This window comes from Thiomicrorhabdus sp. zzn3 (assembly GCF_029767755.1).
In the GTDB taxonomy this organism is placed as follows: domain Bacteria; phylum Pseudomonadota; class Gammaproteobacteria; order Thiomicrospirales; family Thiomicrospiraceae; genus Thiomicrorhabdus.
This window is the reverse complement of the sequence record NZ_JARUQS010000001.1, coordinates 1,539,575-1,561,824: the sequence shown is the minus strand read 5'-3', so window position 1 is coordinate 1,561,824 and position 22,250 is coordinate 1,539,575. Positions and strand designations below refer to the sequence as shown.

The window sequence follows — 22,250 nt, the reverse complement described above, 5'->3', positions numbered from 1 at the left end:
GCCAGCGATTTCAAGCCCCACTTTTTTGTCCGTTAACCCTGTTGTCTAAAGGGGAGCGCGCCTTTGATTTTCCTTAGATTGTGTTTTTGAGTGCAAGTCGTATGACAGGTTGGCATTTACTTTGCTTTATCCGGGTTAGGTAAATGTCTATTGTCAAATAAATGTCAAGTGAAGTAACTATGCAAGCCTTTCTAGAAAAATTGACCATCAAACAGAAAATGCGCTTTGGATTTGGCGTTATCTGGACGGTTCTCGCGATTATCACTCTGCAAGCCGTGGTGAATCTTTATCTGGTTCGCCAGAGTGTTTCTGAGGTGGTGAATGAAAAACAACCGGTAGCGATTGAAGCGTCCGAGCTGGCGTTGGAACTCGAAAAGAGTATGAACGCCCTAAGCGTTTACCTTTCTACGCATGATGCGGCTCTGTTGGAAGCCTATCAGCAAGGTTACGCCAATGTCGGTGAGCGTGTGAAAAAAAGCATTGAATTGATGTCTGGAAATGGGGAAGCGCAATCAGAACTGTTAATTCAATACCGTTCGGTTCAGGGTAATTTGGAGTTGTTGCCGAACCTGGTTGAGCAATTGGTCGATCTGCAAGAGCACCGCAGTAAGAATTTCCCGGCTTTCCAATATGTAGACGACCATCTGGCCGGTCCTGCGAGTAATATGCAGCATGAAATTAATCTGATGATCGACTCCGAAATTTCTTCTTTGGAGTCTGAGCGAAAAGGCATGGTGACCAGTCTGTTGAATTTGCAGAAAAACTGGTTGAATGTGATTTCCAATGTGCGCGGTTATGTGGCTTTCCGTACGGACAACATGGCTGAGACCACCGAAGCCTATCTTGATCAGGTTGAACAGCTCATTCAGCAAATGATGCAGCAGGACAAAGTGGAACTGACCTTGGAAGAAGAGGAAGGTTTAAGCAAAGTTTGGAATATCTATCAATCCTATCGCGAACATTTCATGCAGTTAAAGAGTATCCATCAAAGTGAAAAGTGGCGTATGGATACGTGGCTGATGAAAAATGAGATCGAGCCTTTATTCAAAAAACTGGACAGAGAGTTGATCTCCATTTCCAAAGCCGCAAACAATGAGATGGTGCAAGTCAGTGAGTCGGTGATGGAATCGAGCATCTACAATATTATCTTTGTGCTGTCGGTTTCCATTGTCGGTCAGATTATGGGGATGCTGGTATCACGCAGTGTGACGCGTGCTGTGGTTGAACCGATCCAACAAGCCAGCGGCGCGATGAAAGCGATTGCCGAAGAGGATGGCGATTTAACGTTGCGACTGCCGGTTAAGGGAAAAGATGAGTTGGCGGATCTGTCACGCTACTTCAACCAGTTTATTGAAACCATTCAAATTATGCTGAAAGAGGTGTCGCAAACGGTTGAACAGTTGGAGGTCTCCTCAAAAGGCTTGTTGGAAATTACTCATGAAACCAAGTCGGGAACTCAACAGCAACTCGCTTCTTCCCGTCAACTTTCGGATGCCATGGTGGATATGACTACGAAAGCGAAGAGTGTAGAAGATCATTCGCATAATACTTCGAGAGCCACACAGCAGGCGTCATCCAGAGTGAAAGAGGGCGGGGACTTGGTCACCGGTACAGCCAAAGAGATTCAAAAACTCTCGGATGGTATGCAGGCCATGACTGAGGCGGTGTCTCAGCTGCGTGATGACAGCGAGCAAATAGGGACGGTGGTCAATGTCATTCGCGAGATTGCCGAACAGACCAATCTGCTTTCTTTAAATGCGGCCATCGAAGCGGCGCGCGCCGGTGAGCATGGACGCGGTTTTGCTGTGGTGGCGGATGAGGTCCGAGGCTTGGCTCAACGCACTCAAGAATCGACCTTGCAGATTGAGCGCATCATCGACAAAATTCGTCAAGCGACGCTTTCAACCGTGGATATGGTTGAGCAGAGCCAAGAAGCAACCAAAGCCAGTTGCGATGCAGTTTATACCTCAGAGCGCGCCTTGAGTCCTGTCATGGTGTTGATGGACGACATTAACAAAATGAGTGAACAGATGTTCAATGCGGCGCATTCACAAAGTGAACTGGCTCAAGAAATAAACCGTAATATCAAGCAGATTTACGAGGTCACAGAAAAAGCGGCTAAAGGCGCTGAGAATACTGAATCGGCGGGGCATAGAATGCAAGACTTGGCTGATAAGCTCGAAAGTCTGCTGAAACAATTCAAAATTTAACCATGATTTTCAAGACTTGCGCCTAGAGCCGGTAGTCGCCATGTGAAGAAAAGTATCATGAAGTTTTCAACAGGCCTGCCTTTGCAGGCCTTTTTTTTGTTATGATTCTCTGACTTTCTTAAACCGAGGTTCTTATGTGGCACTACCCTCAAATTGACCCTGTTGCCCTAGATTTGGGTTTTTTTAAAATTCACTGGTATGGGTTGATGTATCTCTTTGCCTTTTTATTAGGCTGGGCATATGGGGTTTATCGTGCCCGTAGTCGCCCGCCTTGGAATTCCGAGCGCGTTGGTGATTTGCTATTCTATATCGCGTTAGGGGTCATTCTTGGCGGAAGACTTGGTTATGTCCTGTTTTATGATTTGGCCGTTTATCTACAAGATCCGATGGCGATTTTTCAAGTCTGGCATGGCGGCATGTCATTTCACGGCGGCTTAATTGGCGTGACGATCGCCATGTGGCTGTACGGTCGAAAAATTGGTCTTTCGTTGTTGCAAGTCAGTGACTTCGTTGCGCCGCTTATTCCAATAGGCCTGTTGACCGGGCGCATTGGTAATTTCATTAATAGCGAATTGTGGGGGAAAGTCACCGATTCTCCGCTGGGGATGGCGGTGTATGATCCGGAGTTACAACAGGTGGTGACAAAATATCCGACGCAATTGCTGGAAGCCCTGTTGGAGGGGCTGGTCTTATTTATTATTTTGGCGCTTTTCAGCCGTAAAGCGCGGCCCGCTGGTTCGGTTGCCGGTGTGTTCTTAATCGGTTATGGTGTTTTCCGTTTTATCGTTGAATTTTATCGGATGCCGGATGTGCAGCTGGGGTATCTTGCATGGGGTTGGTTAACGATGGGACAAGTGCTTTCTGCGCCGATGATTCTAATTGGAGCAGGCCTGGTTATTTGGTCTTATCGCCGTGCCGCGACGGCTTCAGTCGCACCGCATAAAGCTTAATCATGATAAAGACCAATAAAGTGTGAATGTATGAAACAGTATTTAGAACTTCTTGAGCATATTATCGAACAGGGAACCGATAAAGGAGATCGCACCGGAACCGGCACCAGGTCGGTGTTTGGTTATCAAATGCGCTTCAATCTGCAAGACGGCTTTCCTCTGGTGACCACTAAAAAATTGCATTTGCGCTCGATCATTCATGAGCTGTTGTGGTTTTTGTCCGGAGACACCAATATTCGCTATCTGAAAGAAAACGGTGTGCGAATCTGGGATGAATGGGCGACAGAAGAGGGTGATTTAGGGCCTCTGTATGGGAAACAGTGGGTCGCTTGGCAAACTCCGCAAGGTGAGACAATCAATCAGATTGCTGAGGTGGTTGAAACCTTAAAAACCAATCCTGACAGTCGACGTATGATTGTATCGGCATGGAATCCCGCTGATTTGCCCGACGAATCGGTTTCCCCGCAAGAGAATGTGCATAATGGCAAAATGGCCTTGGCCGCTTGCCACGCCTTTTTCCAGTTTTATGTCGCCAATGGCCGGGTTTCTTGCCAGCTTTATCAGCGCAGCGCCGATACCTTCCTGGGGGTTCCGTTCAATATTGCCAGCTATGCCTTGCTGTTGCATATGGTGGCGCAACAGACCGGCTATGAAGTGGGTGACTTTGTATGGACGGGAGGGGATGTCCATCTGTATAACAACACCATGGAACAAGCGAAAATCCAGTTGCAGCGTGAACCCTATCCGCTGCCGAAACTGGTGATTAAACGTAAGCCAGATTCTATTTTTGATTATCGTTTTGAAGATTTTGAAATTGTGGATTATGAAGCGCATCCGCATATCAAAGCTGAGGTCTCGGTATGAGAATCTCGATGATTGCGGCGACCACCAAAAACCGAGTGATCGGACGAGATAACCAAATGCCTTGGCATCTGCCAGATGATTTAAAGTTTTTTAAAGCGAAAACCCTTGGTAAACCGGTCATTATGGGGCGCAAGACCTTTGAATCGATTGGTTCGAAACCCTTGCCGGGGCGCCCCAATATTGTGATTAGCCGAAACAGCGATTACCAGCCAGACGGCGTTCAGGTTTTCCCTTCTGTTGACCAGGCATTAGCGATGTTGGATGCGTTCGAAGAAGTCATTATTATGGGGGGCGGCCAACTGTATTCCGAGATGCTCTCTAAAGCCGATCGCCTTTATTTGACAGTGATTGACACAGACCTTGAAGGCGATACGTTTTTCCCGGATTGGACCCAGTTTAACTGGGTGGTGTCAGAACGAGAACAGCACGATTCGGATGATCGTCATGCTTACCCTTTCGAGTTCATAACCTTAGATAAAGCCTGACTAAAAAAAATTGATTATCCTTAGCCTCTGTTTTCACTAGAATGCCCATTCAGGCGCTAATTTTCATAAAAATAAAAAATAGAAATACAGAGGATACCTATGACCATTAAAGCTCGGATGATTATCGGAATCGCCGGTGCCATTTTCTTTTTACTTGCCAGTAATCTTGTCACCCAATATCTCATCAATGAAACCAACCGCACTATGGACCAAATTATCAAGGTCAATGGTGTTAAAACCTCACTACTGAATAACTTGAAAAGCCTTTCCGAAGAGCGCGCCATTCTGCAGCGTGATATGGTTCTGTTTGAAGAAGAGGAGAAACAAGCTGAGATCAAACAGGAGCTTAATCGAACGCGTGAAGAAATTAGCGCCATTTTTCAACGTTTGGATGAATTGTCATTAGATGAACAGGAAACTGAGCTTAAAGAGGCGCTAATGACCAATGTGGCGAGTGCAAATACCTCTTTTTCCAGTTTTATGATGGCGATCGAAGAAGGGTTTGCGGAAGAAGCCGTGGTGATTTTGACGACGGAATTCAAATCTAAGTATGAAAACTTCCTCGAAATCGTTGAGCGTTTTCGTAATTATGAGGTAGAGCAGACCAATCAAGCGGTAGAGTCTCTCTATAAGGGGCAGAAGCAGGGTGAGCTCTTAATCTGGTCATGGTTAGCCATCAGTGTCGTGCTTTTCAGTTTGATCGGCTGGATTGTTGCGCGTAGCTTCTTGAAGCCCATTAAAGCGATGTGCTCCGCGGTGGAAAGTATTGGCAGTACAGGGGATCTCAGCCACCGAATTCAAGTGCGTGGCAAAGATGAATTAGCGCAAGTCTCGGAGCAAATTAATACGTTGTTTAACCGCATGGATCGTGCCATTACGGATGTGGTGTCAGTGATGAATGAAGTGGCTGAAGGACGTTTTGATCGACGGGTTGAAGTTGGTAAGCGTGGTCAGTTCTTGCAGTTGAAGCAAGGTGTCAACGCTTCTTTGGATCAACTTGATGGCGTTATGAAGATGCTGTGCCACACGGCTGAGAATTTCAGTGAGTGCCGCCTGACAGTAGCCCATGATGAAAGCGTGGAGTTAAAAGGCAGTTTTTCGGAAGTAGTGCTGAACTTGAGGCAGTCTGCTGACACCATGAAAGCCAGTGTACAATCGATTGCCAAGACGTTGGAGGCCTTGTCGCAAGGTAATTTCTCTGTCCGTTCAGAAATTGAAGTTGACGGGGATTTTAAGTCTCTAAAAGATTCGTTGAATGCTTCATTGAACGATCTTGAACGCTTCGTGGATGAAGTGGCGCGTGTACAGGCGGGGATCAGTGAAGGCGATCTAACGCACAAAGTTGAAGGGGGTTACCAAGGTAAGATGGCGGTGCTGAAAGATTCGCTTAACAGCTCCGTGGCGAATATCTCGGTTATGGTTGGTAAAGTCGGCGCGGTAGCGGGTCGCGTCACAGTTGAAGCGGGTGAAATGGCCAAAGGCAGTCAAAATGTGTCACAGCGCATTCAGCAGCAAGCCGCAGCCTTGGAAGAGACCGCGGCGACCATGGAAGAGATGACGGCAACGGTGCGTAAAAACGCCGAGCATGCTCAACAAGCTAATCAAATGTCCAGTGAAGCTCAGCAGCAGCTCTCCGGTGGCTTGAAAACCATGCAAAACGCCTTAACCTCAATGGAACAAATGGTTGAAGCGAGCCAGAAAATCAGCGAAATCATTACCTTGATTGACGGCATTGCCTTCCAAACCAACCTGTTGGCACTGAATGCGGCGGTTGAAGCCGCGCGAGCTGGCGAGCATGGCCGCGGCTTTGCAGTGGTCGCCAGTGAGGTGAGAAGTTTGGCTGGAAAATCGGCAGAAGCCGCGGGTGAAATTAAATCGTTGATTGAAAACAGCGTTGAAATCAGTGAGACCACCGGGCGATATGTGCGTCAAACCAGTGATGTCATGGAACAGATCAGCAGCTCTATCCAAACCGTGGGCGACATGATTGCCGGCATTTCTGAAGCCAGCCATGAGCAGGCGCAGGGAATTGAGCAGGTCAACAGTTCTGTTGCCTCTATGGATCATATGACACAGGAAAGTGCCGCGGTGATTGAACAAACGGCGGCTGGAAGCCAGGATCTGTTAAAAGACTCCGAGATGCTTAAAGAACAGGTGCAACGTTTCAAGTTGGAAAACCTAACCGAGCGGCGAATGCAGCTGTTGATTAGCAGTGATGATGGTGGCCTGTTTGAAAAAATGATTGAAGCCCATTTGGCGTGGAAATCAAAAATTCGTGGTTTCGTAGAAGGTATTGATATCGGGGTGAACTACGAAACAGCTACGGATCATACCGCTTGTGCCTTAGGTAAATGGTATTACGGTGAAGGGCAGAAATTTATGCATTTGCCGTTGATGAAAACCCTGGGAGACGAACATATGCAGATGCATCAAGGCATCAAAAAAGTGATGGATGCGAAAGAGCTTGGTGATCAGGAGGCCGTTGAGGCGGGATTGAGAATGGTAGATCAATACAGTGAAAAGGTCGTCGAGATTCTCTATCAAATTATCGAGGAGTTGGGCTCGCAAGCATAGAGTTGAACTCTGATCTCATGTTTAAAAAGCCCCGTTAATTCGGGGCTTTTTTCATTAATAGAATGAGAAAGATCGCCGTGGCCATTAAAACAATGGCTGGCCCGGTTGGAATGTCCCATGCCATTGAGGCGGCTAATCCACTGATTACAGAAAGACCTCCCAGCAGTAAACTAAACCCCAGCATGCCTTCCGGACTGTGCGCCAAACGTCGAGCCGTCGCGGCGGGGATAATCAGCAATGAGGTAACCAGTAAAACACCAACAATTTTCATGGAGAGTGCGATCATCAGAGCCAAGAGCAGCACATAATTGAGTTGAACCGATTTTACGCGAATCCCTTCAATCTGTGCCAGTTCGGGATTGAGGGTAATGTTAAGCAGGTCTTGCCAGTGTTTTAGGTAAAAGAGTAGGGTCAATAAACCGACAATGGCAATCAGAATGAGATCCGAACCGGTGACGCTGAGAATGTCACCGAAAAGGTACCCCATAATGTCGATTTGGACCGCATTTTGTAGGCTTAGCAGAGCTAACCCCAGTGCTAGACTACTGTGGGCGAGAATGCCTAGCAGAGTGTCTGAGGAGAGCTGCGTTCTTTGTTGCATCTGATGTATGCCTAGCGCGATTAACAGTGACACTAAAATAACGCTTAGGGTCAGATCCATTTGCAGGAATAGACCGAAGCTGACACCCAGAAGTGCCGAGTGGGCTAAGGTGGCGCCAAAATAGGACTGGCGCTGCCAGACCATAAACACGCCGAGTGGCGCAGCAATTAAGGCAATGCCCAATCCACCTAATAGAGCAAAAAGCAGAAAATCAGGAATTCCGTACATTGGAGTGTCTCTTATTCTTTAATGTGAATGTGGCCGTGTGCCAACTCGCATTCATGATTGTCATGATGATGTTCATACAGTGCGAGTTCCTTGGCGCTGTCACCGAAAATTGCGGCAAATTCGGGAGTCTGACTGACGCTTTGCGGGGTGCCGGAACAGCATAAGTGCTGGTTGAGACAGAGTACCTGATCGGTGCTTTTCATCACAATATGCAGGTCGTGGCTGACCATTAATATGCCTAAATTAAAACGTTTACGCAATTCGTTAATGAAGTGATAGAGTTCCGCCTGCCCATGAACATCCACTCCCTGGGCGGGTTCATCCAATACTAGAAGGTCCGGATTTCTCAGGAGCGCCCTGGCGAGCAGAATGCGCTGCATTTCTCCACCGGACACTTTTTGAATCGGTTGGTGAAGGAGGTGGCGGATATTGAGTTCATCCACTACTTGATCCAGGGCTGTGGTATGATTCGCGCTGAAACCGAACAGGCCTGCCCATTTTTTTACATTCTTGTAGGAAGGATCGAGCGCCAGGCTTAAAAACCGTCTTACCGTTAAAGGAAAGGTGGGGTCCACTTGAATTTTTTGCGGCATAAATCCGATTCGCAGGCGCGGTTTTTGACCAACCTGTCCTGCAGTCGGTTCGATAAGGCCTAATAGGATTTTAAGCAGGGTTGACTTACCGGCACCATTAGGACCGATGATCGTAACGATTTCGCCGGCATGAATTCGAAATGAAATGTCATGAAGCACTTCATGGTCTTCAAAGCGATGGAAAATATGGTTGGCTTCAATTAATAACGTCATCTTATATGGGTCATAGAGTTGTGGTGACTGAGTGGGTGACCGACTCAATAAAATGATCATCGAGGATCATAGATAGATTTTGTCTATTTTATAGTTAAATTACCCAGTGATGGGCATTTTCAATCGTATAACACACTATTAAGAGTGAGCAGATGTTACGAAAATTAATCGGTTTGAGTGTTTTGTTATGGGCTTTACCGTTGCAGGCGATGCAAGTGACGGTCACGATTCCGCCTTTGGCCGGCTTGGTTGCCCCCTTGCTGGACGAGGACGATCAGCTAACCGTTTTATTGCAGCCTGGCGCTTCCCCGCACGGGTTTCAAATCAAACCGTCCCATTTATGGCTGCTACAAAAAACAGATTTGGTTGTCTCGGTCGGTACGCCGGTGGATGCGTGGATCGAGAAGCCTATGCAGCACCATGCCATGCCCCACCTGCAGATGAGCCAGTTGGCGGGTATAGCGTTTTTGCCGATGCGGCAGGGTGGTGTGTGGGAGAAGCATGCCCCGCACGCTGCGGCGGAGACTCATGCCGATGCTCATCATGAAGAACATGTAGAACATGGTGAGATGCAACATGAATTGGACGGCGACGCGCATGTGCATGAAACGGATTCGAGGTCTCTGCACCGTCCGGATGGGCATATTTGGCTGTCGATGCATAATGCCCAAGTGCTGGTAAAGGCCTTGAGTCTGCAGTTGCAAGCCCTGCAACCAAACAAGGCGCAGCACATTCAACAGCGAACCCAGGCCTGGTTAAACCGTCTTAGCCAAGTGGATGCAGACATTCAAACGCAGTTGACGCCGGTGAAAGAACAGCCGTTTATTGTGCTGCATGATGCTTACCAATATTTTGAAAAGCGTTACCAGCTTAATGGCGTTGGGTCGATTCGCCTGAATCCGGAGATTGCGCCAAGCATTAAGCGTATCCAGGCAATCCGTCACAGAATGCAGGAGCAGAAGGTCAAATGTGTGTTCAAGGAACCGCAGTTCCCCGAAAAACGCGTTTCTGCGGTTGTATCCGGATTGCAGGTCCGTATGGGCAGCCTGGACCCTATTGGAATCAATATTCAAGACGCCAAAGGAAGTCAGGGGTTTGTCCCGTATGATCAATTGTTGTTGAATCTGGCGCATGCGTTTTACCAATGTCTGGCCGCTAAGTCTTCAAAGGAGCGGTAAGCAAGTGTCTTCAAACGAGTTGGCAGCGTCGGTTACCCTATTGGGGTTGCCTGGTTCGGGTAAAGACCGGGTAAAGCGGGCTTTGGTTGAACAGTTTGGTTATGATCCGCAGCGCATTGTTACGTCGGTGATGATTCCGTCTGCAAAAACCGGGCAGGCCTGGTGTGTGATTGACGTGCGTCCGCTGGTTGGCATCGCGCTTGGCGGTGCGGTTGAAAAGCATTTACAGAGTTTGCTGGCCTATGCCGATGGCGTGATTTTCAGTTTTGTCGAGGCGGCCGATCTGGAAGCGCAGGCTTTCTGGACGCAGTGGGTACGCCAGCAGGAATCCAATGTGCCGATTGTACGGCTGCTGAATCGGCGTTTCCCTGAATCTTGGTCAGGCTTTGAGATTGATGAAACGGAAAAAGAGAAGTCAGGGGAGCCATTGCCGCCGCTGACTCTGCAATGTTTTGAATTTGAGGTTGGCAGGGTTCATCTCGATCATCTGATGATGGGGCTGGATAATTCACGGCAAAATCTTGGCGTCGATATTTGGCGTGTTCAGGCGGTGATTGATACCTTTGAGTACGAGAATACGGTTGCCGTTGAAGCGACGCCTTTTCGTTGGGACTGTTATGCGGCTGGATTGGATCAGGCGCCTGGCAAGATCCGTATTGAAGGAATTGATCTTGACAAGCGGTGGCTGAACGAAATCATTCAGGCCAGTCTGCTGCGTCCGTAAATAGCTGAAAATTTTGGTTAAAAGCGGATTCAAAACGTGGCGGTTATTTAAATCATTAATGGCCTTGATATGGACATTTATGGAATAACTGACTAAAATAGTATGAATTAAGTTTTAAGTGAAACGATTCCATGTCTGAGACACAAGTTACAACACAAGAGACACAATATCAGGAGATCAACGATCTGCTGAGCAAAAGCAAGCACTACAAAGAAGGCTTTGTTACAACGACTGCAGTTGAAACCTTTGAAAAAGGGATTAATGAAGCCGTAGTGCGTGCGATTTCGGCGAAAAAGAATGAACCGGAGTGGATGCTGGAATTTCGTCTAAAAGCGTTTAACCATTGGAAGAATATGGAAGAACCTCATTGGGCGAAAGCAGAATATACCCCGCTGGATTATCAGGATTACAGCTATTATTCGGCTCCTGAGTGCGGTTCTTGCGCTGGGAGCTGTGAGACGGATCAGGAGCAAGTCATTGATCCGGAAGTCGCCAAAGCGTTTGCCGCTCTGGGGGTGCCGATTGATGACAGTGATGCCAATGTGGCCGTAGATGCGATCTTCGATTCCATTTCAGTTTCAACCACCAAGCGTGAGGAACTGGCTAAACTGGGTATTATTTTCTGTTCGTTTTCTGAAGCGGTGCAGGATTACCCGGAGTTGGTTCAGAAGTACATCGGTACGGTGGTGCCCTATCACGATAACTATTTTGCCGCGTTGAACTCGGCGGTGGCATCGGACGGTACTTTTGTGTATGTGCCGGAAGGGGTGCGCTGTCCGATTGATCTGTCGACCTATTTCCGGATCAATGAAGCTAAAACCGGCCAGTTCGAACGCACCATTCTGATTGCCGAGAAGGGCAGCTATGTAAGCTACCTGGAAGGCTGTTCGGCTCCGGTACGCGACACCTATCAGCTGCATGCCGCCGTGGTGGAGGTTATTGTGCATGAAGACGCCGAAGTGAAATACTCTACGGTGCAGAACTGGTATCCAGGAGATGAGGATTGCGAAGGCGGTATTTTGAACTTCGTGACCAAGCGCGGCATCTGTGAAGGCAAAAATTCCAAACTGTCGTGGACGCAGGCGGAAACCGGTTCGGCGATTACCTGGAAGTACCCGAGCTGTGTCTTGAAAGGGGATAACTCGATTGGCGAGTTTTATTCGGTGGCCCTGACCAACCGTCGCCAGCAGGCCGATACTGGAACCAAGATGATTCACCTTGGCAGAAACACTCGCAGCACGATTATCTCCAAAGGGTTGTCTGCCGGGAAGAGTGATAACACTTACCGAGGCCTGGTGAAAATTGCCCCGACTGCGGAAGGCGCGCGTAACTTCACCCAGTGTGATTCCATGCTGATCGGCGATCAGTGCGGAGCGCATACCTTCCCGTATATTGAGGTGGAAAATGCCACGGCCCAGGTAGAGCATGAAGCGACCACGTCACGTATCGGCGAAGATCAGCTGTTTTACTGTCAACAACGCGGCATCAGCGAACAGGATGCGATTTCGATGATCGTCAATGGGTTCTGTAAAGAGGTCTTCAGCGAATTGCCGCTGGAGTTCGCACAAGAAGCCGAAGAACTGTTGGCGATTAGCCTGGAGGGTTCGGTGGGTTAAACCCGCTGAATCCAACTCAATGATATTCATTTAACGCAAAGAATTAAGCACATGTTATTAAAAGTCGAAAACCTTCAAGCGCAAATTGATGAAAAGCAGATCCTTAAAGGATTGAATATTGAGGTCAATCCAGGAGAAGTGCATGCCATTATGGGGCCGAACGGTTCCGGTAAAAGTACCTTTGCCAGTGTATTGGCCGGTCGAGAAGATTATGAAGTGACCGAGGGGTCGGTTGAATTTGACGGCGAAGATCTGTTGGAAATGGATCCGGAGGAGCGTGCCCGTAAAGGACTGTTCCTGGCGTTCCAGTATCCGGTCGAGATTCCTGGAGTCAGCAACAAGTTGTTTATGCAGACCGCGGTGAATGCGGTGCGTGAAGAAAAAGGACTGCCCGCTTTGGATATGTTCGACTTCGACGAATACGCCAGAGAGAAAATTGAATTGCTGGACATGCGTGCCGATCTGCTGGAGCGTTCGGTGAACGTCGGTTTCTCGGGTGGTGAGAAAAAGCGTAACGATATTTTCCAGATGGCGCTGTTGGAGCCTAAACTGTGCATTCTGGATGAGACCGATTCCGGCCTGGATATCGATGCCCTGCGTGTGGTCGCGAACGGGGTGAACGCTCTGCGCTCCGAAGAGCGCAGCTTCATTGTGGTCACCCACTATCAGCGCCTATTGGATTACATTAAACCGGATCACGTCCATGTGCTGTATAACGGCAAGATCATCAAGTCGGGCGGTTTTGAATTGGCCAATGAGCTGGAGCAAAACGGTTACGACGACATTATTCAGCAATACCAGGGAGAGTAGACCATTGGTTAAGAAGTTCTCTCCGGCGGTTAGGGCCGCTATGGACCATTACGCGCAGCTATCAGACGACCTCAATAAGGCGTGTGATAATGCGAATTTTGTCGAGTTGCGTCAAGCTGCGAAAACCCGGTTTTTGGAGCAGGGGTTTCCGGGGCGTCGTGATGAAGATTGGGGCTATACCAAGCTGACGGATTTTGTACAAACGCATTACCGGCTTGAAGGGGTGACCCACCTCGAATTGAGTGATATTCAGCCGTTTTTGCCTAAGTATCCGGCATTGCGTATTGTGATGATTGATGGTTGGTTTAGTGAAAGTCTGTCGGATGATCTTTCTGAGCTGCCGGCAGGGGTGTCCATTGAAGCCTTGAAGGATATGGCAGAAATTCCTTCGATTCATCAGGTGCTTAATCAACATCAAGGCGAGATAGAGAAAGAGCCTTTTGCGGTACTGAATACGATGCTGCTGTCTGATGGTTATTACATGCAAGTAAGCCGAAACTGTGCGTTAGAGTTGCCGGTATTTGTGCTGCATATCCAAACGGAAGATGGGCATCTTTCTAACCTAAGAAACCGTATTGAGGTTGAAGAAAATGCTGAAATCACTTTGGTAGAGTCGTATGTGACCCTAACAGGAAGTGCAGAGGCTTTCAGTGGCTTTACCAACGTGGTTACCGAAATTGATATTGCTGCGCATGCACGCGTCAAACAGGTGATTTTGCAGCAGCAGGCTCCATCGAGTTATTACTTTAACAACCAGTTTGTGTATCAGGGCGAGCAAAGCACCTTTAATACGCTTTATGCCAGTACGGGAAGCATGACTTCGCGTCATCAGAACCATTTGCAGATGGACGGCGAACACATTGAATCGATCCAAAATAGCGCTTGTTATGCAACCGGTAAACAAACGGTGGATTCGCGTACCTATACCGAACATAATCAGGTAGCCGGGTTCAGTCAGCAGCTGCACAAATACGTGTTGGATGGCGAAGCGGTCGGCGTGTTTAATGGCATGATCAAAGTGGCGCAGGCGGCGCAAAAAACTGACGGCCAAATGGATAATAAAAACCTGTTGCTGTCTGATCAGGCGCAAATGGATACCAAGCCCCAGCTTGAAATTTATGCGGATGATGTGAAGTGTTCGCACGGTTCGGCCACCGGGCAAATCAACGAAGACCAGGTGTTCTATCTACAAGCTCGCGGGATTCCAAAGTCTCAAGCGATACGTATGATTACCGAAGCATTTTTGTTGGAGCCGTTAGAGGATGTCAGCAATAATGAGATTCGTCAATGGGTCGCTAACGCCCTATCTAATGCGTTAAACGGGTAAATGCATGAGCCAGTCTGAGTTTGACTTTGCCGCAGTGCGTGCACAGTTTCCGATTCTGCAACAGAGTGAAAACGGCCAGCCTTTGGTCTATTTGGATAATGGGGCGACTTCCCAAAAACCTCTGCAGGTCATTGAAGCGATTGATCGCTACTATCGTGAACAAAATGCTAATGTTCATCGCGGTGTTTACGGTTTGAGCGAACGTGCGACTGAGCTCTATGAGGGCGCAAGAGAGATCAGTCGTCAATTCCTCAACGCCCACTCTACCAAAGAGATTGTCTTTGTGCGCGGCACCACCGAAGCCATTAACCTGGTTGCCCACAGTTGGGGTCGGGCCAATCTGAAAGCCGGTGATGAAGTCATCGTGACCGAGATGGAGCATCACTCTAATATCGTTCCCTGGCAGTTATTACGGGATCAGCTAGGTATTCGCCTGACGGTGTTGCGCATCAATAATGCCGGCGAGATTTGTCTGAATGCGCTGAAAGGTCTGGTTTCAGACAAAACCAAATTGTTGGCTGTGACCCATATGTCAAATGCTTTGGGGAGCATTAACCCGGTCAAAGAAATGGTGGAGATTGCCCACTCTGTCGGCGCAAAGGTTTTGATCGATGGCGCGCAGGCGACCCCCCATATGCAAGTTGATGTGCGTGATATTGACTGTGATTTTTATGCTCTGTCAGGGCATAAAATGTATGGCCCAACCGGTATTGGTGTGTTGTACGCCAAAGCAGCATTGCTTGAGGCTATGCCGCCTTATCAGGGTGGGGGGGACATGATCTATTCGGTGACGTTTGAAAAAACCGAATACAATGTCCTGCCGTACAAGTTTGAGGCCGGAACACCGAATATTGCCGGAGCGATCGGATTGGGCGCGGCCATGCAGTTTATGCAGTCGATCGGACTGGAGCGGATTGCCGCGTATGAGGCCGATCTGCTTGATTATGCAACCGAGCGCTTACAGGAAATTGAGGGGCTGCGTATTATTGGAACAGCAGAGCATAAAGGCGGCGTGGTTTCCTTTGTGCTTGATGGCGCGCATCCACATGATCTGGCGACGCTGATGGATCAGGACGGGATTGCGGTGCGTGCAAGTCACCATTGCGCCATGCCGGTGATGCAGCACTTTAATGTGCCGGCGACGGTACGCGCCTCTTTGGGGGTGTACAATAATCGCGAAGACATTGATCGGCTGGTGGCGGCAATTGAAGAAGCCAAAGAAATGCTTGTATAGTGTTGAGGATAGGGGGAATTATGAAAACGCCAAAAGAGTATGCAAATCCCCCCGCTTCAGTTTCTCTGCCATGGATCCGTTTAGAGCTGATTCCTCTGCCCTCAATCGGTCCGGCGGTTCAAGACCGCGATAAAGAGTATGTGCTGTGGTGGCATCCCGAAGAGCGCAAGCTGGTGGGTGAAGGAGCGAATGTTGTTTTGGCTTTGGTTGAAGAAGCACTTGAAGCTGGAGTGCTGCATGGTGCTTATCTCAACCATTTCGAATTGACCGATCCGTTACATAAACCATCCGAGTTAGCCGCTATTCTTGCCCAATATTTTTGGGTAATTCCTGAACCAGTCGCTTCACCAGGCCTGTCTGAATGTGAAGAAGACGTTTTTCCAGATAAAGCGTTACATTGAATTTTCAATAACTTAATCACGTCATTTTCCGTGCTCTGTTTTTTCTCGTAATTCTCCTCAAGAATCTCTCTTTTCCATGCAAAAAGCACGGTATCATATTGTCAGGCGGTGGCCTATTCCAAGTACAAATGAACAAGACGGGCGGTTATGAGAGACAAGGTTAGACAGATACATTTTGTAGGCATTGGCGGTGTGGGTATGGCCGGAATTGCGGAAGTCTGTTTAAACTTGGGATATACCGTCAGTGGATCCGATTTAAAACATAATTCAACTGTGGCTCATCTGGAATCATTGGGGGCGCATATTCAGTTGGGGCATGACGCCGGGCACGTTAAACATGCCGATGTGGTCGTGGTTTCAACGGCGATTCCTCAAGACAATGCTGAAGTCTCCTGGGCCAAGGAGGCGCGTATTCCGGTGATTCCGCGTGCCGAAATGTTGGCGGAACTGATGCGTATGCGTTTTGGTATTGCCATTGCCGGAACCCATGGAAAGACCACCACGACCAGTCTAACTGCGGCGGTATTGACTCAAGGCGGACTGGATCCGACCTTTGTGATTGGTGGTAAATTGAATCAGGTAGGGACCAATGCCCGTTTAGGTTCCAGTCAATACCTGGTTGCAGAAGCCGATGAATCGGATGCTTCATTTTTGCACCTTTCTCCAATGATGTCGGTGGTGACCAATATCGATGAAGATCATATGGAAACCTACCAAGGTGATTATCACAACCTGGAAAATACCTTTATCGAATTTATCCAGCAGTTGCCTTTTTACGGTCTGGCAATCATCTGCCTGGACAGTGAAAATGTGCGCGCTTTGATTCCCAAATTGACGCGTAAGACCCTGACTTATGGATTTGACGAAGAAGCGGATATCCGTGCGATTAATGTTCGTTCGCAAGGGTTGCAGATGACTTTTCAGGTGCTGGTCAGACGCGAACAGAGTTTTGATGTCACACTCAATATCCCGGGCCTGCACAATGTGCAGAATGCGTTGGCGGCCATTGCGGTGGGGCTTGAGTTAAATGTCAGTATTGAAGCGATTCAACAAGCATTGAGTCAGTTTGGCGGTGTGGGTCGTCGCTTTGAAGTTTACCCGGAACGCTGTATCGGCAACCGTACTGTGACGTTGGTGGATGATTATGGACACCACCCCACAGAGTTGGCTGCTACTATTCAAACCGCACGGGAAGCGTTTCCCGGACAGCGCTTGGTACTGGTGTTTCAACCGCACCGTTATTCGAGAACACGTGATCTTTTTGACGATTTTGTGCAAGCTTTGCTGGAACCCGATGTGGTTATTTTGACTGAAGTTTATGCCGCCGGGGAGGCGGTGATTCCAACCTTTGATTCCAAGTCATTATTGCAGGCTATGCGCTTGCGTGGCGGTCAGCAAGGCATTTATGCCGATGATTTTGAACAGTTAGAATCCTTGGCGGATGATGTGTTGCAAGACGGCGATGTGGTCCTGGTGATGGGAGCCGGCAATATTGGTCAGCTTGCCAAAGAGTGGCAAAGTCATGGCAAGAGTGCGTGTAAGGAGTAAAAGTCAGTGACCGAGTTTGGAAAAGTCGCGGTTTTAATGGGCGGGAAGGCCGCTGAACGTGAAATCTCATTAAAAAGTGGTCAAGCGGTTACCGCAGCGTTGCAAAGCCAAGGTGTGGATGCCGTGGCATGTGATGTCAGCTCGATTATCGACTTGCAGCAGGTGGCAGATACCTATGATCGTGCATTCATTGCGTTGCACGGTCGTTGGGGGGAAGACGGCACGGTTCAAGCGGTTTTGGATGATTTGGGTCTGCCATACACCGGCAGCGGCATGGCGGCCTCTTCCATCGCCATGGATAAGCTTCGTACCAAATGGCTTTGGCGGGGGGCTGGGCTGCCAACCCCTGAATTTGTTCATGTGTCCCCCAATCAACCCTTTGATGCTGATAGCTTTTCCATTCCTTTCCCGGTGATCGTAAAGCCGTCGCATGAGGGTTCCAGCATTGGTATGCGCAAAGTCGATTCGCTAGAGGTGTTGCAAGAGGCGGTTGAATTCGCTCAGCAGTACGACGCCGAAGTATTGATTGAACAATGGATTGATGGGCAAGAGTTCACTGCGGGTATCCTGTATGGTGAGGCATTGCCGTTGATCCGTCTGCAAACCACTCATGATTTTTATGATTTTGATGCCAAATATCAGTCTAATGATACCCAGTATCACTGTCCGTGCGGTTTGCCTGAAGAAATTGAAATGCAAATTCAACAGATGGCGTTACGCGCCTTTGATGTCGTGGGAGCACGTGTCTGGGGGCGTATTGATGTCATGCTGGATGCACAGGATCAACCCTGGCTCATTGAGCTGAATTCGGTACCGGGGATGACCGATCACAGTCTGGTTCCTATGGCGGCCAGGGCATCAGGGCGTTCGTTTGAAAAACTGGTCGTAGAGATTCTTAAAAGTACACTTTGAGAGTTAAGTTTGAGACAGGTTTCTAGGGAAAGGTGTTATGACTAAAGCAAGAAAAGCCGGCGTACTGGCCCTTTCCTTTGTTTTTTTGGCGGTTGTGATTTGGGTTGTCTCCTATCAGGAAATGAACAGCGACCGGCCGGTGGATTCCTATAAATTGACTTCTGAGTTGAAGCAGCTCACACCAGAGGAGGTTGATCGGGTCTTGGCGCCTTATTTGGGGAATTCGTTTTGGGGAGTGGAGCTGAATAAGATTCAGTCCGATCTGGTGCGTCTGGATTGGGTCAGCCAGGCCGTGGTCAGGCGGAGTTGGCCAGATCAATTAACGGTTCATATTGAAGAGCAAGTTCCGGTGGCACGCTGGGGCGAAAATGGTTTGGTAAACCACAAGGGAGAAGTTTTTTTTCCTCGCACCCTAGACGGATTTGAAAAGTTTGTTAAATTGGATGGGCGTATTGAGAATGTCCGCGAACTGTTGCTCAAGCTTGCCTCATTTCAGGAACATTTGAACAAGCTGGAATGGAAGATCTCTATGCTTAAAGAGCGCGCCAGCGGCGTATGGGAATTGAAACTGCTCAATGGTGCGATCATGATTCTTGACCGGGGAGATGAAGCGCATAAACTGGAACGCTTTGTAACGGCCTATCCGCTGTTGCAGAAGCGTTATAGAAAATCGGCACGGGTGTATGATTTACGCTATAGTAATGGTTTTGCGATTAAGCTAAATCAAACGGACAAGTCGGACGACACCAATCAAAGTTAATAGTCTAAGTGGGAAGGGTAAAAGACAACATGGCTCGTAAACAGCAAGCTTCGAACACGGTTGTGGGTTTGGATATCGGGACCTCAAAAATTGCTGCGATTATTGGGAAAATCAAGGCGGACGGCGAAATTGAAGTCGTGGGAATGGGAACCTATCCTTCAAGAGGTTTGAAGAAAGGGGTCGTCGTTAATATTGACGCGACAGTCGAGTCCATTCAGCGAGCCATTGATGAAGCCGAGCGTATGTCTGGCTTTACGGCTGAATCGGTTTATGTGGGTATTGCCGGCAGTCATATTAAGAGTTTTAATTCGGATGGAATGGTGGCGATTCGCAATCAGGATGTGCAGCCTGAAGATATAGAGCGGGTGATGGATGCCGCACAAACCATTGCGATTCCAGGCGACCAGCGTGTGCTGCATATTCTCTCCCAGGAATACAAAATTGATGGGCAGGGTGGGATTCGCGAACCGATCGGTATGTCCGGTGTCCGCCTTGAGGCTAAGGTGCATATGGTAACGGCGTCTGTCAGTGCTGCGCAAAATATTATCAAGTGCGTCGAACGCTGCAATCTGGGCGTGTCCGATATCATTCTTGAGCAGCTGGCATCCAGTGAATCGGTGCTTTCTGAAGACGAAAAAGAATTGGGGGTTTGTTTGGTCGATATCGGTGGGGGTACCACGGATATTGCGGTCTTCCATAGCGGTGCGATTCGCCATACAGCGGTCATTTCAGTGGCCGGTGATCAGGTAACCAATGATATTGCTGTTGCCCTGAGAACGCCAACCCAAGCGGCCGAGAACATTAAACGTAAATATGCCTGTGCCTTGCCGCAACTCATCGATCAAGACGAAGAGATTGAAGTGGCCAGCGTTGGAGATCGCCCATCCAGATGTTTGTCGCGCCGCACCCTGGTGGAAGTGATAGAGCCCCGTTATGAAGAGCTGTTTCAATTGATTCAGGCGGAACTGCGTCGTTCTGGATTTGAAGACATGCTGGCCGCGGGTGTGGTGTTGACCGGTGGTAGCTCTTTAGTTGAAGGCGCGGTTGAATTGGCGGAAGAGGTGTTTCATATGCCTGTACGTCTAGGGTATCCGCAGGGGGTAAGCGGGTTGACGGAAGAGGTTAATAACCCTTCTTATGCCACTACGGTTGGTCTGCTGATGTATGCCAAAGAGCATATTGGTGAAACCGTGTTTGACGAAGAAACCCGCAAATCCGGCATTGGCGCCGAAGACCTCTTTAACCGTATGAAGAACTGGTTTAAGAAAAGTTTTTAAAACTTTCCCGGTTCACTTCTTTTTGACAGGCCCGTTTATTCTTCGGGTCTGTATCTAATCCAGCGCTGGATTTGTCGTATATTCTCTTCTAATTGAGAATAAAAATCACCTTGGTTAACAAGACAGTTGTGCTAAAATTGTCCTAATTTTTTAATCTGATTACGGGCTGCCGACCAGGCCTGTTGAAACCTGTTTTTCGGAACAGTAATGAAAGAGCTGTAAGTGAATCAAAGAACTCTTGCCAATCAAATTAAGGCCAAAGGCATTGGTCTGCATACCGGTCATGAATCGATTATGACGTTGAGACCGGCCCCGGTGGATACCGGAATTGTATTCCGCCGCATCGATCAAGATCCTGCTGTTGAATTTAAAGTTTCTCCCGAAATTGTCGGTGAGACTATGTTGTGTACGACGATTGTCAGCGACCAGCCTCAAGGGCGAATTAAAATTGCCACGATTGAGCATTTGATGTCAGCGTTGGCAGGAGTTGGAATTGATAACGTTTATATTGATATTGACTCTGACGAAGTGCCAATTATGGATGGTAGTTCATCGCACTTCATCTTCTTGCTGCAATCGGCAGGAATTAACATCCAGGATGCGCCCAAACGTTTTATTCGTATTTTGAAACCGATTCGGGTTGAAAATGATAAAGGCGGTTCGGCCGAATTCAGTCCGTATGATGGCTTCCGTCTGAACTTTTCGATCGACTTCGATCATCCGGCCTTCAGTGCGACGGCTGAGAAGATGACTTTGGAGTTCTCATCTACTTCCTATTTTAAAGAGGTCAGTCGTGCGCGCACCTTTGGTTTTATGAAGGACATGGAGATGCTGCGTCAGAAAAATTTGGCTCTCGGTGCCAGTTTGGATAACGCCATCGGGCTCGATGACAAGGGCGTCATGAATGTTGAAGGTCTGCGCAACAAAGATGAGTTTGTTCGTCATAAAATTCTTGATGCGGTGGGCGACTTGTATATGATCGGCCATCCGATTATTGGTGAGTTTACTGCGCATAAGTCGGGCCACGCTCTTAATAACCAGCTGCTACGTTCGTTAAAAGCGCAACCGGATGCTTACGAAATCGTCAGTTTTGAAGAGGGACCGGCACCGGTTCATTTTGGTAGCAGTAAAATTCTGGTATAACGACACCGGTTCTGGGCTCATCAGGCTCTCAATTTCCTGGCTAAGGGTAAACTGAACAGGCCTGTTCAGTTTACCGTGGTTTTCACCTTATTCCTTCTCTGACGAATCTCGTTTTTCCTGAGCCCTGAGACTCAACCTATGCAGGGCATCGCGTAAGCCTTTTGATTGCACTTTTTCACCTATTTCCAACATCTCCTTGGCGTCTTGCTCGGAGGGTGAGCTTGATACCGGGCGTTTAGGCTGAGGCGAAACGCTGATCGGAATAATCTTAATTTTGGTTTTTCTCAGCTGCAGATGGGGAAAATGGCTCTGGTACACTCCGAGCAAGTTCGGTTCGTGGAAGCGGAGTTGCGTCGCCCACAGGTTGTCGTCGAGCTGTAAAATCAGGGTGTTTTTTTCAAAACTCACCCCGACCAGATGCGGCTTAAGTTCGCTTGGCAACGCATCCTGCCCCACTTCCAGAAGCGCCTGAAATAGCTGGGCTTCGCGGATTAAATTTTCTAACTGAGCGCTTTGTTTATTTAATAAGGGTTTCATAATGTTATCGCTGGCAGTTATGATAGAATAATTGCCATTTTACAGTATCTTTGGCTGTTTTCTGA

The 22,250-nt window shown here is 48.3% G+C and carries 20 protein-coding genes; 17 read left to right on the top strand and 3 right to left on the bottom strand.

Features of this window, described 5'->3' with window-relative positions:
- Positions 1-179: 179 nt before the first annotated feature.
- The 5 genes from QCB44_RS07270 to QCB44_RS07250 all read left to right on the top strand — a co-directional run bounded on the left by QCB44_RS07270 (position 180) and on the right by QCB44_RS07250 (position 7,083).
- A complete protein-coding gene (locus tag QCB44_RS07270; protein WP_279409020.1) occupies positions 180-2,210 on the top strand; it encodes a methyl-accepting chemotaxis protein in 2,031 nt (676 codons plus the stop codon).
- Positions 2,211-2,344: 134 nt separating this feature from the next.
- The gene (gene lgt / locus QCB44_RS07265) at positions 2,345-3,160 is read left to right on the top strand and encodes a prolipoprotein diacylglyceryl transferase (protein WP_279409018.1); all 816 of its coding nucleotides are present in this window, start codon (positions 2,345-2,347) and stop codon (positions 3,158-3,160) included.
- Positions 3,161-3,190: 30 nt separating this feature from the next.
- The gene (locus QCB44_RS07260; RefSeq protein ID WP_279409017.1) at positions 3,191-4,024 is read left to right on the top strand and encodes a thymidylate synthase; all 834 of its coding nucleotides are present in this window, start codon (positions 3,191-3,193) and stop codon (positions 4,022-4,024) included.
- The gene (folA, locus tag QCB44_RS07255) at positions 4,021-4,509 is read left to right on the top strand and encodes a type 3 dihydrofolate reductase (protein WP_279409015.1); all 489 of its coding nucleotides are present in this window, start codon (positions 4,021-4,023) and stop codon (positions 4,507-4,509) included. The genes QCB44_RS07260 and folA overlap by 4 nt, the downstream gene beginning before the upstream one ends.
- Before the next feature lie 99 nt (positions 4,510-4,608).
- Positions 4,609-7,083 carry a methyl-accepting chemotaxis protein gene (locus QCB44_RS07250; protein ID WP_279409013.1) on the top strand — a complete coding sequence of 825 codons (2,475 nt, stop codon included), beginning with the start codon at positions 4,609-4,611 and terminating at the stop codon, positions 7,081-7,083.
- A 34-nt stretch (positions 7,084-7,117) separates the two neighbouring features.
- Here QCB44_RS07250 and QCB44_RS07245 read toward each other — a convergent pair whose 3' ends face one another.
- Both QCB44_RS07245 and QCB44_RS07240 read right to left on the bottom strand, forming a co-directional pair.
- On the bottom strand, positions 7,118-7,912 hold the full coding sequence (locus QCB44_RS07245) for a metal ABC transporter permease (protein WP_279409012.1): 795 nt from the start codon (positions 7,910-7,912) through the stop codon (positions 7,118-7,120).
- A gap of 11 nt (positions 7,913-7,923) precedes the next feature.
- A complete protein-coding gene (locus tag QCB44_RS07240; RefSeq protein WP_279409010.1) occupies positions 7,924-8,718 on the bottom strand; it encodes a metal ABC transporter ATP-binding protein in 795 nt (264 codons plus the stop codon).
- Between the two features lie 152 nt (positions 8,719-8,870).
- Here QCB44_RS07240 and QCB44_RS07235 point away from each other — a divergent pair, with 152 nt between their 5' ends.
- The 12 genes from QCB44_RS07235 to lpxC all read left to right on the top strand — a co-directional run bounded on the left by QCB44_RS07235 (position 8,871) and on the right by lpxC (position 21,648).
- The gene (locus QCB44_RS07235; protein WP_279409008.1) at positions 8,871-9,896 is read left to right on the top strand and encodes a zinc ABC transporter substrate-binding protein; all 1,026 of its coding nucleotides are present in this window, start codon (positions 8,871-8,873) and stop codon (positions 9,894-9,896) included.
- Between the two features lie 4 nt (positions 9,897-9,900).
- Positions 9,901-10,620 (top strand): hypothetical protein, encoded by a 720-nt coding sequence (locus tag QCB44_RS07230; RefSeq protein WP_279409006.1) that lies wholly within the window; start codon positions 9,901-9,903, stop codon positions 10,618-10,620.
- Between the two features lie 131 nt (positions 10,621-10,751).
- Positions 10,752-12,236, top strand: coding sequence for a Fe-S cluster assembly protein SufB (gene sufB, locus QCB44_RS07225; protein ID WP_279409005.1), 1,485 nt, complete (start codon positions 10,752-10,754; stop codon positions 12,234-12,236).
- A gap of 51 nt (positions 12,237-12,287) precedes the next feature.
- A complete protein-coding gene (sufC, locus tag QCB44_RS07220) occupies positions 12,288-13,046 on the top strand; it encodes a Fe-S cluster assembly ATPase SufC (RefSeq protein ID WP_279409002.1) in 759 nt (252 codons plus the stop codon).
- Between the two features lie 40 nt (positions 13,047-13,086).
- Positions 13,087-14,373, top strand: a complete 1,287-nt coding sequence (sufD, locus tag QCB44_RS07215) for a Fe-S cluster assembly protein SufD (RefSeq protein ID WP_279409001.1) — start codon at positions 13,087-13,089, stop codon at positions 14,371-14,373.
- Between the two features lie 4 nt (positions 14,374-14,377).
- Positions 14,378-15,607, top strand: coding sequence for a cysteine desulfurase (locus QCB44_RS07210; RefSeq protein WP_279409000.1), 1,230 nt, complete (start codon positions 14,378-14,380; stop codon positions 15,605-15,607).
- Positions 15,608-15,627: 20 nt separating this feature from the next.
- A complete protein-coding gene (locus tag QCB44_RS07205; protein WP_279408999.1) occupies positions 15,628-16,008 on the top strand; it encodes a hypothetical protein in 381 nt (126 codons plus the stop codon).
- Positions 16,009-16,155: 147 nt separating this feature from the next.
- Positions 16,156-17,556, top strand: a complete 1,401-nt coding sequence (murC, locus tag QCB44_RS07200) for a UDP-N-acetylmuramate--L-alanine ligase (RefSeq protein WP_279408998.1) — start codon at positions 16,156-16,158, stop codon at positions 17,554-17,556.
- 6 nt (positions 17,557-17,562) lie between these two features.
- Positions 17,563-18,468: a D-alanine--D-alanine ligase gene (locus QCB44_RS07195; RefSeq protein WP_279408997.1), complete on the top strand. Its 906-nt coding sequence runs from the start codon at positions 17,563-17,565 to the stop codon at positions 18,466-18,468.
- 37 nt (positions 18,469-18,505) lie between these two features.
- Positions 18,506-19,228, top strand: a complete 723-nt coding sequence (locus QCB44_RS07190) for an FtsQ-type POTRA domain-containing protein (RefSeq protein WP_279408996.1) — start codon at positions 18,506-18,508, stop codon at positions 19,226-19,228.
- 29 nt (positions 19,229-19,257) lie between these two features.
- On the top strand, positions 19,258-20,505 hold the full coding sequence (gene ftsA / locus QCB44_RS07185; protein WP_279408995.1) for a cell division protein FtsA: 1,248 nt from the start codon (positions 19,258-19,260) through the stop codon (positions 20,503-20,505).
- Between the two features lie 222 nt (positions 20,506-20,727).
- Positions 20,728-21,648, top strand: coding sequence for a UDP-3-O-acyl-N-acetylglucosamine deacetylase (lpxC, locus tag QCB44_RS07180; RefSeq protein ID WP_279408994.1), 921 nt, complete (start codon positions 20,728-20,730; stop codon positions 21,646-21,648).
- A gap of 87 nt (positions 21,649-21,735) precedes the next feature.
- On the opposite strand, the gene QCB44_RS07175 is transcribed toward lpxC, so the two are convergent.
- Positions 21,736-22,185: a DciA family protein gene (locus tag QCB44_RS07175; RefSeq protein ID WP_279408993.1), complete on the bottom strand. Its 450-nt coding sequence runs from the start codon at positions 22,183-22,185 to the stop codon at positions 21,736-21,738.
- Positions 22,186-22,250 lie beyond the last annotated feature (65 nt).

Coding starts and splice junctions, on each gene's coding strand:
- QCB44_RS07270 (WP_279409020.1), top strand. CDS start 180: ATGCAAGCCTTTCTAGAAAAATTGACCATCAAACAGAAAATGCGCTTT.
- lgt (WP_279409018.1), top strand. CDS start 2,345: ATGTGGCACTACCCTCAAATTGACCCTGTTGCCCTAGATTTGGGTTTT.
- QCB44_RS07260 (WP_279409017.1), top strand. CDS start 3,191: ATGAAACAGTATTTAGAACTTCTTGAGCATATTATCGAACAGGGAACC.
- folA (WP_279409015.1), top strand. CDS start 4,021: ATGAGAATCTCGATGATTGCGGCGACCACCAAAAACCGAGTGATCGGA.
- QCB44_RS07250 (WP_279409013.1), top strand. CDS start 4,609: ATGACCATTAAAGCTCGGATGATTATCGGAATCGCCGGTGCCATTTTC.
- QCB44_RS07245 (WP_279409012.1), bottom strand. CDS start 7,912: ATGTACGGAATTCCTGATTTTCTGCTTTTTGCTCTATTAGGTGGATTG.
- QCB44_RS07240 (WP_279409010.1), bottom strand. CDS start 8,718: ATGACGTTATTAATTGAAGCCAACCATATTTTCCATCGCTTTGAAGAC.
- QCB44_RS07235 (WP_279409008.1), top strand. CDS start 8,871: ATGTTACGAAAATTAATCGGTTTGAGTGTTTTGTTATGGGCTTTACCG.
- sufB (WP_279409005.1), top strand. CDS start 10,752: ATGTCTGAGACACAAGTTACAACACAAGAGACACAATATCAGGAGATC.
- sufC (WP_279409002.1), top strand. CDS start 12,288: ATGTTATTAAAAGTCGAAAACCTTCAAGCGCAAATTGATGAAAAGCAG.
- sufD (WP_279409001.1), top strand. CDS start 13,087: ATGGACCATTACGCGCAGCTATCAGACGACCTCAATAAGGCGTGTGAT.
- QCB44_RS07210 (WP_279409000.1), top strand. CDS start 14,378: ATGAGCCAGTCTGAGTTTGACTTTGCCGCAGTGCGTGCACAGTTTCCG.
- QCB44_RS07205 (WP_279408999.1), top strand. CDS start 15,628: ATGAAAACGCCAAAAGAGTATGCAAATCCCCCCGCTTCAGTTTCTCTG.
- murC (WP_279408998.1), top strand. CDS start 16,156: ATGAGAGACAAGGTTAGACAGATACATTTTGTAGGCATTGGCGGTGTG.
- QCB44_RS07190 (WP_279408996.1), top strand. CDS start 18,506: ATGACTAAAGCAAGAAAAGCCGGCGTACTGGCCCTTTCCTTTGTTTTT.
- ftsA (WP_279408995.1), top strand. CDS start 19,258: ATGGCTCGTAAACAGCAAGCTTCGAACACGGTTGTGGGTTTGGATATC.
- QCB44_RS07175 (WP_279408993.1), bottom strand. CDS start 22,185: ATGAAACCCTTATTAAATAAACAAAGCGCTCAGTTAGAAAATTTAATC.